This window comes from Methanoregula sp. (assembly GCF_049510175.1).
Classification (GTDB): domain Archaea; phylum Halobacteriota; class Methanomicrobia; order Methanomicrobiales; family Methanospirillaceae; genus Methanoregula.
This window is the reverse complement of the sequence record NZ_JBEKZF010000006.1, coordinates 46,163-57,091: the sequence shown is the minus strand read 5'-3', so window position 1 is coordinate 57,091 and position 10,929 is coordinate 46,163. Positions and strand designations below refer to the sequence as shown.

Below are 10,929 nucleotides of genomic sequence, written 5' to 3'. Positions count from 1 at the left end.
GAATAGTAACGTGAATAAATTTTCCCCCCCCGTGTGCCACCGGAAAGTCGAAGAGCCTGAAGGCTCTTCTCCCGTCTCCGCTTCCCTTCGGGAACTGGAGTCTCCCCAAAGGGGGGCGGGGCACACTGCGATAGTGCCCGAACAGGTAATATAGGACCCTCGCATAGCGCAGGGGCAGTGGGGCAGCATACCAGCCCGAAGGGCTGGTGTGGTGCGCAGAAGATTTCCGGCGGAAATCTTCGAGATGCGACGAAGGAGCATGAGAAAATCTTCATCAGAAGATTTTCGAAGAGGCACGGTCCCCTCCGTCAACGTGTGTTTTATATTTTTTCAAAAAAGAAAATTTTCTTATTGGGCGCGCCTTCTCATCAGCACAATCAGCATTCCTGCACCTGCGAGGCTGCACATCACCGCGAATGGTGAAAGGGGAGATTTCGCTGTGGTCGGCCATGGTGTAGGGGCGGTTGTAGTAATAGTGCGGGTCGTTTTGACTACTGCTGCCGTGGTTGTGGCAACTGCTGTCGGCTGCGCTGTAGGTGCAACCACCGTGAAGGCCTTCTCTCCGATGAATCCTTTTGCATCCGTGAAGTCGACCTGGTAATCCCCGCTGCTGCTGACATCCACTTTCTGGGTAAAGACGCCGGCGTTGTTCTTGATATCAGCCTTTGTCTGGATCCACTGGGGCCCGAAGATCCGTCCGTCCGGGCCGCTGACTTCAATCTCAACGCCGTCATTTCCCCCGTTGGCGATGTTCCCCTCGATCCGGAGCGCATCCTTGAGGTCCTGGGATACGGGTGACGTGATCTCGATATCGGTGGACCGGTCGACGATCGTGATCAGCTGGAGTATGGTTGAATCCGAGCTGGGTTCAACGGCGCTGGTATACTGCACCTCAAGCTTGTATTGCCCTCCCGGTAAACCCGTGGTATCGGTCACGAGATACTGGGTGTTGTGGTCAGACTGGATCGTCACAGGCTGGTTTCTAATCTGGGTGGCGGTGTATTGGGTGTGGTACAGGACAAGATTGAACGTTGTTCCCGCCGGGAAATTGCTGTCAAGCGAGCATTTGAGCGGTACCCCGGCCTGCACGCTGTCAGGGCATTTCAGGTAGATATTGTATGCGGAGGCAGTCCCCACAGTTCCTATCAGGAGCAGTATGATGAGCAGGATCCTTTTCATATCTACAGGGTCATATGTCCGGCATTAAAATCTTATCCATCTGTCCATTTCTCAGGATAAAATGGGGAAAAACCTGTCCCCGGCATAGTGCGGGATCAGACCATACCAATGAAATTTTTAAGCATCAGAAGGCCGGTCGCGCCGCTTTTTTCCGGGTGGAACTGGACGCCATAGGTATTGCCATAAAAGACCGCTGAAGCAAAGGGACGGATATAATCCGTCGTTGTGAGCGTGTATTCGGGTGCAGTGTCGGCATAATAGGAATGGACAAAGTATACGTATTCCTCAGGCCCCAGACCGGCAAGGAGCGGGTTATCCGGTTTTTCCAGCCGGAGCGAGTTCCAGCCCATGTGGGGGACCTTGAACCCGGCACGCTTCGGGAACCGCTTCACGCTGCCCGGGATAAGGCCGAGGCCTTTGTGGCTCCCGTGCTCCTCGCTCGTTTCCATGAGCATCTGCATGCCAAGGCAGATGCCCAGCAGCGGGACAGAGCGCGTTGCATCAACGACCGTTGACTGCAGGGGCCCGAGCTGCTCCATCCCCTCGTGGAACGCACCGACACCCGGCAGGACAAGCCCGTCGGCAGCAGCAATTTCCTCTGCGCTGCAGGTGATGATCGCATGTGCCCCCGCTTTCTCCAGGCCCCGTATGACACTCCGGAGGTTTCCCAGGCCGTAATCAATAATGGCTATCTGCGTCATCGCTCCCCCCTTCCTTAAGCCTCCACCTGCCTTCCGTTACCCATTCCACGGGAAGTCCCCGTGACTGCTGCCATTCCGACAACCGCCGGGTCCAGTCCTGCCAGAGTGCCGGGTAGTCCTCCGCGATCATGTGGATCAATGCCATATCGCTGGACGGGCACATGAAACAACCGATCCGGTCGAGCCGGTGCCGGTACAGGGCATTGTACGGTGCCTGCTCCCGCAGGATGTACAGCCAGACATGGAGGGCGGTCCAGTTGTGGATCGGCGCTGCGGAGAGCTGGGTCTGCACGTTCCTGTTCCTCCACACGCGTTCGCTCTGGGCCCGGGCGGCCGACTCGTACCGCCGCTGGCCGATAAAGGAGAGGCATTCCCCCCACCGCTCCCGTATGAGATCGGCAACCGGTGTCAGCTTGCAGACCTTGCAGCACCAGCGGGCATTGACCGCGGGCGGCCCCTGTGTCGCGAAGGTCTCCCAGAATGTGTTGATACCGTTGGTACGGAGTACCTCAAGGCCGAACTTTTCAGCGACCTCCCTGACATTCGTATAGGTTTCCGGGAACTCGAGACCTGTATCGGCGAAGAGCATCGGGACCTTGCCGATCGCCTTCATGACCACGAGCAGGGTTGCAAGACTGTCCTTTCCCCCGGAATAGGAGACGTTTGCCACACGATCAGGGTTTCGTCCGGACACCGATTTCACAAATGCAACGGCTTCCGATTCCGCTGCATCCAGGACATTCGCGTTCGCCCGGACCACGTCATCCCACGTGGCAGGGCCGGGCACGAGCTGCGATGCGATGTTCCGCCGGGTCCGGACAACGGAGCCTTTCCCCATCGCCCGTGCCGTTTCCGCATCCACCTTTGCCCTGCCGACACCGATACAGGTCCCGTCCCGGGCAAGGATGAAGACCTCGTCCCCGGCCCGGATAGTACCGTCGATGGATACCAGCCCGGGGGCGAGGACGCTCATCCCCTGGTCGCGGATGAACGGGACTGCGTCATCGCTCACGACCATGAAACGCTTCGCAGGGGTGAAGAGCCGGCAGGCCTCGGGCCGGGGGACCGGTTCCCACCGGCGTTCGTCCGGGAAATACCGGATAATGCCGGCAATGCCGCCGCCCACGATCACCTCCTCCATCCGGTCCTTGTCGGGCACTTTGTTCAGGAGCGCGATATGGCCCTCCGGTATAAGCGGCGCACCGAAATGATCGTTGTAAATCCGGTTGATGAGCGCGATATCGTCGGGGAATGCAGGGCGTGCATCGCCCGGAGGGGTGACCGGAACCTCGCGGGTCTCGGCACCGCAGGCGCAGTGCTTTGACAGGACCGGTGCGTGACAGGCGTCGCACCAGCGGAGCAGGATTCTGCCAAGATAAGAGGGGCGCATCTCTCCACTCATACGCTTTGTGAAAATAAAAACCAGCGTTCCGTGCAGCAGGGCAACATACCTGCGCGCACGCACTATTTTCGGTTCAGGTGAGGGTACATGCGGGAGTATTGATAAATACCCCTCTTTCCCACAGTTATGGTAGACATGATTGATACCTGGCTGTTTGCCGCATTCTGCCTGGTGCTCCTTATGGTGGGGGTACTCTTTCGCATGCTCCGCACAAAGACCCGGCACGACCGGTACATTGCGGCAATGGTTGCAGTCATGGTCGGTTCTGCGGCGGGACTTACCCTGAGTATCGGGAAGGGGACGCTCCTTGTCCTTGATGTAACGATCGTCCTTGCCCTCCTCTGTTTCGCCGGTATTATTGCAGGGGCAAAGTTCTCCGGGGGTGCCGGTGCATGAGTACACTTGCTGCCGACATCCTTATCTGGATACTTCTTGCGGGAGGTGTCGGGTTTGGGGTGCTGGGGTATGTCGGCCTGTTGATCTTCCCGGATGTGAAAAGCCGGATGTTTACAGCATCGCGTGCCACGCTGATCAGTGTCAGCCTGGTTACCCTTGCAGTCATCATATTTGGTATCAACGGGTTTCTTGGCAGTGGCGGTGACCTGTATACTGCACTGGTTATCCACACCCTCTTCCTGTTCGGTGTGCTGGCAATTGCAAATGTATTCATTTACCGGATCATCCTCGAACAAATCCCGCTCCCAAATTTCTGTCGTGATGAATCCGGTGAGAATAAGCCCGCCGGCAGGAATAAAGAATAATCAGTTTTTTTTTTGAAATCCCGTGTTTTTTTGGGATGTTCCTTTTGCAGGGCGGACAGGATCACGCAGATTGCCGTCCGGATTCCCGGAAAACCCCGACGAGTTTCAGAATGAACTGTTTTTTCATAGTTTTGCGGTGGGTACGTATGAGGAAATAGGTTGTTGATCCAAAAATGTGCGGGCGGTCGCGGTCCTTGCCCCAAAAAATGGTTCCGGCACCCCGGCATAATGCGCGGTTCTCCCCGGAAGAAAAGTGCCGATCCGCGCACTAAATCCTGTGATTATCACGTGAATTTGGAAACCGGGCAAAATCTGAAGGATTGCGCATTTCGTGATGTATCGCTTTGATAATCAGTTTTTATGAAAAAGGTGTCAGTTTCCATTGAACAAAGTGATGGTTTATAGTGATTCTATGCTCAAAAATGCCAATGCGACCAAAATATTTATTAATGGATAAATTAAGAGAAAATATAACCCTTTCCGGTAGGAGGTGGATACCAACATGGCAGCAGCAAAGAAGGCGGCTAAGAAGCCGGAAGCAAAGAAGCCCGCAAAGAAGGCGGCAGCAAAGAAGAAATAATCTTTGCATACAACACGAACACTTTTTTTGATGAAATTTGTTGGAATAGTTTCCTGGAAGATTCATTGTTATTTCATCAATCCGGCGCACTAACACAATTATTTCCTGATCTGTTCCATACTGGTAAAGATCATTTCATTGGTTACGTGACCGGGCCGTGGTCCCATGATCCCGGAACAGGATTTCAACGGACCCTGCTTGAAAATGTCTGAAACTGCAATGCAGTTTCAGCAGCCGCTTGGGAGCGGTTTTTTCAAACAGACTCTTGTTGAAAATTTTTGATCGCAACCCTGATCGCATTTGAAAACCTGATCCGGATCAACCGGACCTCGCAAATTTTTTTTATCAGACTTTGATTGAAAATTTTTGAGCAGACCTTGATTGCAAAAAGTTAAACAGATCTGTATGAATATGGAATCAGAAAAATTACATCCGTCGTGAGAAAAACAGACCCAGCGATCAGACCCTGCTCAAAATTTTTCCGGCAGACCTTACGTAAATTTTTTCCAGCAGACTCTGCTTGAAAAAAGTGGGTACAAAGTCGAATCGATTTTGATACCCACTTGCTGGAATTGCTTCGCAGTGTCCAGCATTTTTAACCGGACCTTGCTTGAAAAATTTTAACCACGCCCTCTCCACCCCTGCTTGAAATCTGCGAGCTGATTAACCAGACCCTGCTTAAAAAATTTTGATCGGACTTTGATTGAAAAAAGTTAAACAGATGTACCTATCCAACACAGAGCGATGCCTTATGCACGCACCGGTTTACCTGCGACCCACATCGGCCCATATTAAAAACGCTACCTTTTTCGCTCCTGCGCTGGTATGATCCCCTATGGCAGCTGCAACTTACGTGATCAAACAGTTCGGCATCGTCAGTGTCGGGAAGTTCTTTGCGATCCTTGGTATCATCTGGGGATTTATTATGGGAATCTTTGTCGCTGCAGGGGTCGGCAGCATGGGATACCTGATGGGGACCCAAGCACTCGGGATTGTCGGGGGCCTTGTCGCTCTGGTTTTCATGATCATAATCGGCGGAGTCTTCGGGTTCATCGGCGGGGTCATTGTTTCCGTTGTCTACAACATCGTGCTCGGTGCGAGTGGTGGCGTGGAGATGGATCTGGAAGTGAAGGGATAGATCTAATTCACTTTTTAATCCTCATTTAGTAGCGATGCCTGACGCGTAAAACGCCTCGTCGGGACTCGAAGAACGCTGATGCGTTCTTCTCTTGTCTCATCTCTGAAGAGACTCGACATTTTACGCTACACACTTACCTGCTTTCGTGCTCAAAACAGGATCTTGCCCGCAGTGGCCCCTATGATGTGGCTGAGCGACTCCAAGTCGAAGCCTGATGGCTTCTCCAATCGCCCCTCGCTGATGCGACGGTCGATTCTGCGGAGCAGGGAGGGGGAAGAATCGCAACAGGAATACCTTTCAGAGATGTAAAATTCCCAAAATAGACTCCGGATAATACGTTCAAGTACCGGAAAAACTGGTGCAGAAAAAGTGCGCCGACCGGGACTCGAACCCGGGTTTAGGCGTTGGCAACGCCTAGTGATAACCACTACACTATCGGCGCAGTGTGCTCTACAATGTGGGAATTCAAATGATTTAAGTATATCGAAGAAAAGGACGGCCGGATGAACCCCGGGCAGGGTGCGGGATTTCGCGGAACGACGGTTATGCAGGCCGCTGCAACAGGCCGAGGATGTTGCCTTCGGTGTCCTTCATGACCGCAAAGAAGCCGACCGTTTCTATCCCGGTCCTTGGCATCACGATGGTGCCGCCGAGCCTCTCTATGTTTGCAAGGATAGTTTCGAGATCCTTTACCAGCACGAAGTTCATGATCGGGCCGGGCACGTGACGCTTGTAGAGACCGCCAGCGTGCATGGTTCCTTCCTCCGGATCACCGGTCTGGATGGTCTGCCGCTGCATTTCCGGGTACGGGAAGTCCGCGGCCGGTTCGATCTTCCAGCCAAGCAGCGACGAGTAGAATTTCTTTGCCCGGTCTACATCATCGGCCGGGATATCGAAGAACCCGATGTTTGCCATGGTCCGGTATGGTACCTCCGGGCAATATGTAATTTTCTTTTCCTTCACCCAAGAAAACCGCAATGTCCTGTGCCTGAGATACCGGCTGCCGGGAAAAACCCGTGATGAAAAAGTAGGGTTTTTGAGTATAATCGCCCTATCTTAGAGCAGATGATCCCTCTCTTTGTGGACTGTTCCGGCAGGCGCATTGTGATCTTCGGAGGGGGGGCTGTGGCCGCACGGAAGGCAGCCTATTTTTCCGGGAATGCCGATATTACTGTCGTCAGCCGGTCGTTTGTTCCGGCATTCGACGAACTGAAAATTACCCGGCAGGAACTCGATCTCGCCAAGGCCACCGGCACGAAACTCGCGCATATCCTCACGGGAGCGTTCCTTGTCATCGCCGCAGTCTCCGACCCTGAGGTCAACAACCGGATCGGCAGGCTCTGCAAGGCAACGGGAATCCTCTTCAACAATGCCAATGGTGAGACCGGCGATGTGATCCTCCCGGCTGTTTCCCATGGCGAGAATTACACGCTTGCAATAAGCACCGGCGGGAACAGCCCGGCCGTCTCCCGGTACATCCGCGAGCAGATCGAGGATACCTTCCCGGCGCTGGATGCGATGATCGCGCTCCAGGATCGGTTGCGGGAAGTGCTGAAAGTCCAGGTGCCCGACCAGAAAAAACGCTCTGCGATCCTCGCAAAAGTCCTGCACGACCCGGCAGTATGGGCCGCTCTTGCATCCGGCCGGTCCGATGTATGGGAAGATATCCGTACGAGGTACCTCCATGGCTGACCCGGTCGTCCCGCTCGCCATTGCCGGCGTGAGCCACCACACGGCCCGGGTGACCACCATCGAGGCGTTCCGGTTTGCCAATGAAGAGGAGTTCCTCGCCGCGGCACGCGACCGTTTCGGCGGGGTACTGCTGCTGCAGACCTGCAACCGTGTGGAAGTGATCGTTGAGGGCGATGCGGCAGCACTCCGGGCATTCCTTACCGGGCATGGCAGGAAGGAGTTCTTCGTCCATGACGGGCCGGGTGCACTGCGACACCTCTTTGCCCTCGCCTCCGGCATCGACTCGATGATCGTGGGCGAGGACCAGATCATCGGCCAGCTCAAAAAGGCGCTCTCGGATGCACAGGAAGCCGGGACCGCAAGCCCGTTCCTCGAGACCTGCATCAACAAGGCGATCCATGTCGGGATCGAGGTCCGGAGGCGCACGCTTATCAACCGGGGTTCCGTCTCCATCGGCTCCGCTGCCGTCCAGCTGGCCGAGGCGGAGATCGGCACCCTTGCCGGGAAACATATCCTCGTGGTAGGCAGCGGCGAGATGGGGCTTCTCGTTGCACAGGCCCTCGCAGCAAAACACCTGACAGCGATGTATGTCGCGAACCGGACCTACAAGCGGGCCGAGATCCTTGCCGGCAAAATTGGCGGCAAGGCCGTGAAGTTCAACGAGCTCTACCACTACATCACGCTCTCCGATGTTGTGATCTCCTGCACCTCCGCCCCGCACCCTGTCATCCACAAAACGGAACTCTCCCATGCTATGAGGGAGCGCTGCTGGCCGGTGGAGGGGCACCCCCGCCCGCTCATCCTCGTCGACATCGCCCAGCCCCGTGACGTGGAAGACGGGGCCGGGACCATTGATGGCGTCCGGCTCTACACGATCGATGATCTCCGGACAGTCAACGAGCAGACCATGACCACCCGGAAGGCCGAGGCGGACCGGGCACACGGTTTTGTCGAGGCCGAACTCGCCCTCTTCCTCCGGCACCTCAACCGGAAATCTGCCGATGAGTACCTCGCCTCGCTCTATACCTGGGCCGAGACCGTGCGGGTCCGGGAGCGGGAACGTGCCATCTCCCGGATGGGGTCACCGGATGAGAAAACAACCGGGATCGTTGATGACCTGACCCGCGTCCTCACCAAAAAACTCCTCACGGACGCGACCTTCTCCATCCGCACGAGCGCCGAAGAGGGCGATCTTGTGGCAGCCGAAGCGCTGGTCCGGGCGATCACCCGCGGCGATCGCATCGAACAGGATCCGCCAAAGGAATGAGCGACGGATCAACCCCAGTCTCCAGATTCTGTATATATCATCGGTCCTCTCTTCTGACACGGGATTGAGGCTTACATCCAACAATAAGGATGAACGCCGCCGCCTCCGACGGGGCGCCCCCGCGGCAGTTCAACGACGGTTAAAAAAAGTGCGAAAATTACCTGCAAATTTATTGAAAACCTCCTTGCCCAGCGAGGCCCCGACGAGGCGGCCGAGCGACTCCCTGCGAAGCAGGGAGGGGAGACATCGTAAGTACTATTACGGGTCACGCTGGTTATTCACCAAAAAAATTCATATCAAAAGAACACTTCTTCCCGGGGAAGCCGCCATTTCGGGTGCGGCTTATCGACCGCATACCCGACGGCACAGAGGACAACCGGGACGTATTCATCCGGCAGGAAGAGGACTTCGGCAAATGCGACCGGGTCGAACCCTCCCATAGGGCACGAATCGATGCCGAGGGATTTTGCCCCGTTCACTGCGTTCCCGAGCGCGATATGGATCTGCTCCCGGGCAAACGTCATGCGCTGCTCCGGGCTCATCGAGCCGATATAGCCTTTCATCATGGCGGCATACTGCTGGACCATCCCGTTGGGAATACCGGTCGCCTCCATCCCTGCGACCACCTTTTCCACCAGGTGTTCCAGTTCCGTATTGGCACAGAAGACGAGGAGATGCGAGCAGGTGGTGATCTGCGGCTGGTCATTGGCATGCGGGCGGAGGTTTGACTTGATCTTGCTTGCCGTCACCACCTTGATCTTCCACGGCTGCAGGTTGAATGCGGAGGGTGAATAGCGGATGATGTCGAGAAGCGCAAACAGTTTCTGCTCGTCGATCATACGGCCGTCAAACTGCTTGGTTGCATACCGTTGCATGACAATATCCTTAAATTCCATGTTCTCTCCAGTCAGGTTCGCTGTCACTGTAGTTCCTGTTGGATTTCCGGATAAAAAAGGGTGAGCCCTGTCATGGGATAATGGGCGATGGCGCCCGGGTCACTGCTGTTCCTGTTCTGCACCTTTGATGCAATAATAGGCTTTTTTCAGGCCGAGAATCGCCCGGACCGGACAGGTAGGACAGATGCACCCTCTCTTCTCAAAGATGCAGTCCGGGCTCTTTCCGGTCACACAGAACAACAGCTCGCTGCCTGCCCGCATGCATTCAGTATAGCTCGGGCAGGGCTCGCAGATGCATTTCCTTTTGTTCTCATCGATGATCTTCTGCCGGTTATCGCTCATTGCTGTCTCCCCTCCATCCTGGTCCGGGATATCATCATCCGGATCAATAACTAGATTATCCCCATCTTCATGATAATTAAATCATGCCTGCCCCGCTTGTAGGAAGAAAGTTTGGCGTCAATATCGTCCCGGTCCCGGACAAGGACACCTGCCGGCAGATCCACGTGCTTGGTATCTCGGGATCGAGCCGCCAGCAGCCGGAGATGAGCAAATCCGAGCGTCTCCTTGACCGTGCTCTCGGGCAGTACCGGGAGTACGGGTGCCAGACAGAATTTATCCGGCTCAAGGACCTGAAAATTTATGATTGCGAGGGAAATTACTCCGAGAACCCGGCGTACTGCACCTATCCCTGCCAGAGCACGCTCAAGTACGAGGACGACCAGATGCAGCGGGTCTATGACGCGGTCCTTGCCTGCGATATCCTGATCCTCGCAACCCCTATCCGCTGGAACAACCATTCGGCGCTCATCCAGAAATTTGTCGAGCGCATGAACACGATCGAGAACCAGTACTCGTGGTTCGGGAACCGGATGATACAGAACAAGGTCGCAGGCCTGATCATCATCGGCCATGTCGACGGCATCCAGCACGTAGCCGGCAACCTCATGAATTTTCTCTCCTGGCTCGGGTTTCATATTCCCGAGGTGGCAATTGCATCCTGGGTGGGGGAAAATGACGAGGACACCACAAAAGACTGGGACCTGATCGAGAAGAACAAGTATACCCGGGAGGACCTCAGTAACCTCGTTGCAAGCGCGCTCAGGCTGGCGTGCGCCCTGAAGCGGCACGGCGCGGAAGAGCGTGCAGGCACGTAAGCGAAACCCCCATCACCTCTCCTGTTTTATCGGACCTGTTCCAGGGGCCCTCTTGTGGCTGCTCATGGATACTATACCATAAATACCATGGATTTTCAAAATGTAATCATCAGAACCAACAGGTGGTGGCACAACGAGCATTTTTCCAAAACGCCG

13 protein-coding genes and 1 tRNA gene are annotated in these 10,929 nt (G+C 55.3%); 6 read left to right on the top strand and 8 right to left on the bottom strand.

Going from position 1 to position 10,929, the window contains the following annotated elements:
• Positions 1 to 348 precede the first annotated feature (348 nt).
• From ABSG49_RS09145 to ABSG49_RS09135, 3 genes are all read right to left on the bottom strand, one after another.
• Positions 349 to 1,179 carry a hypothetical protein gene (locus ABSG49_RS09145; protein WP_424025821.1) on the bottom strand — a complete coding sequence of 277 codons (831 nt, stop codon included), beginning with the start codon at positions 1,177 to 1,179 and terminating at the stop codon, positions 349 to 351.
• Positions 1,180 to 1,274: 95 nt separating this feature from the next.
• Positions 1,275 to 1,880: an imidazole glycerol phosphate synthase subunit HisH gene (gene hisH / locus ABSG49_RS09140; protein WP_424025820.1), complete on the bottom strand. Its 606-nt coding sequence runs from the start codon at positions 1,878 to 1,880 to the stop codon at positions 1,275 to 1,277.
• Positions 1,858 to 3,270, bottom strand: a complete 1,413-nt coding sequence (locus ABSG49_RS09135) for a phosphoadenosine phosphosulfate reductase domain-containing protein (protein WP_424025819.1) — start codon at positions 3,268 to 3,270, stop codon at positions 1,858 to 1,860. The genes hisH and ABSG49_RS09135 overlap by 23 nt, the downstream gene beginning before the upstream one ends.
• A 147-nt stretch (positions 3,271 to 3,417) precedes the next feature.
• On the opposite strand from ABSG49_RS09135, the gene ABSG49_RS09130 reads away from it, so the two are divergent.
• The 3 genes from ABSG49_RS09130 (at position 3,418) to ABSG49_RS09120 (ending at position 5,761) form a co-directional block, all read left to right on the top strand.
• Entirely contained in the window at positions 3,418 to 3,678 is a 261-nt protein-coding gene (locus ABSG49_RS09130) for an MrpF/PhaF family protein (RefSeq protein ID WP_424025818.1), read from the top strand.
• Positions 3,675 to 4,043 (top strand): monovalent cation/H(+) antiporter subunit G, encoded by a 369-nt coding sequence (locus ABSG49_RS09125; RefSeq protein ID WP_424025817.1) that lies wholly within the window; start codon positions 3,675 to 3,677, stop codon positions 4,041 to 4,043. Before ABSG49_RS09130 ends, ABSG49_RS09125 begins: the two co-directional genes overlap by 4 nt.
• Positions 4,044 to 5,458: 1,415 nt before the next feature.
• Positions 5,459 to 5,761, top strand: coding sequence for a hypothetical protein (locus tag ABSG49_RS09120; RefSeq protein ID WP_424025816.1), 303 nt, complete (start codon positions 5,459 to 5,461; stop codon positions 5,759 to 5,761).
• A 370-nt stretch (positions 5,762 to 6,131) separates the two neighbouring features.
• On the opposite strand, the gene ABSG49_RS09115 is transcribed toward ABSG49_RS09120, so the two are convergent.
• Both ABSG49_RS09115 and ABSG49_RS09110 read right to left on the bottom strand, forming a co-directional pair.
• A tRNA-Gly gene (locus ABSG49_RS09115) sits at positions 6,132 to 6,203 on the bottom strand.
• Positions 6,204 to 6,304: 101 nt separating this feature from the next.
• Positions 6,305 to 6,676, bottom strand: a complete 372-nt coding sequence (locus ABSG49_RS09110; RefSeq protein WP_424025815.1) for a VOC family protein — start codon at positions 6,674 to 6,676, stop codon at positions 6,305 to 6,307.
• 150 nt (positions 6,677 to 6,826) lie between these two features.
• Between ABSG49_RS09110 and ABSG49_RS09105 the strand changes: the two genes are divergently transcribed.
• Both ABSG49_RS09105 and hemA read left to right on the top strand, forming a co-directional pair.
• Positions 6,827 to 7,453 (top strand): precorrin-2 dehydrogenase/sirohydrochlorin ferrochelatase family protein, encoded by a 627-nt coding sequence (locus ABSG49_RS09105; protein WP_424025814.1) that lies wholly within the window; start codon positions 6,827 to 6,829, stop codon positions 7,451 to 7,453.
• Positions 7,446 to 8,720, top strand: a complete 1,275-nt coding sequence (gene hemA / locus ABSG49_RS09100) for a glutamyl-tRNA reductase (RefSeq protein WP_424025813.1) — start codon at positions 7,446 to 7,448, stop codon at positions 8,718 to 8,720. Before ABSG49_RS09105 ends, hemA begins: the two co-directional genes overlap by 8 nt.
• A gap of 296 nt (positions 8,721 to 9,016) precedes the next feature.
• Here the strand turns inward: hemA and ABSG49_RS09095 are convergent, their stop codons facing one another.
• Both ABSG49_RS09095 and ABSG49_RS09090 read right to left on the bottom strand, forming a co-directional pair.
• Entirely contained in the window at positions 9,017 to 9,616 is a 600-nt protein-coding gene (locus ABSG49_RS09095; RefSeq protein ID WP_424025812.1) for a nitroreductase family protein, read from the bottom strand.
• A gap of 99 nt (positions 9,617 to 9,715) precedes the next feature.
• Positions 9,716 to 9,958 carry a DUF2769 domain-containing protein gene (locus ABSG49_RS09090; protein WP_424025811.1) on the bottom strand — a complete coding sequence of 81 codons (243 nt, stop codon included), beginning with the start codon at positions 9,956 to 9,958 and terminating at the stop codon, positions 9,716 to 9,718.
• Positions 9,959 to 10,041: 83 nt separating this feature from the next.
• On the opposite strand from ABSG49_RS09090, the gene ABSG49_RS09085 reads away from it, so the two are divergent.
• Positions 10,042 to 10,773 (top strand): flavodoxin family protein, encoded by a 732-nt coding sequence (locus ABSG49_RS09085; protein ID WP_424025810.1) that lies wholly within the window; start codon positions 10,042 to 10,044, stop codon positions 10,771 to 10,773.
• A gap of 12 nt (positions 10,774 to 10,785) precedes the next feature.
• Here the strand turns inward: ABSG49_RS09085 and ABSG49_RS09080 are convergent, their stop codons facing one another.
• The gene (locus ABSG49_RS09080) at positions 10,786 to 10,914 is read right to left on the bottom strand and encodes a hypothetical protein (RefSeq protein ID WP_424025809.1); all 129 of its coding nucleotides are present in this window, start codon (positions 10,912 to 10,914) and stop codon (positions 10,786 to 10,788) included.
• Positions 10,915 to 10,929: the final 15 nt, after the last annotated feature.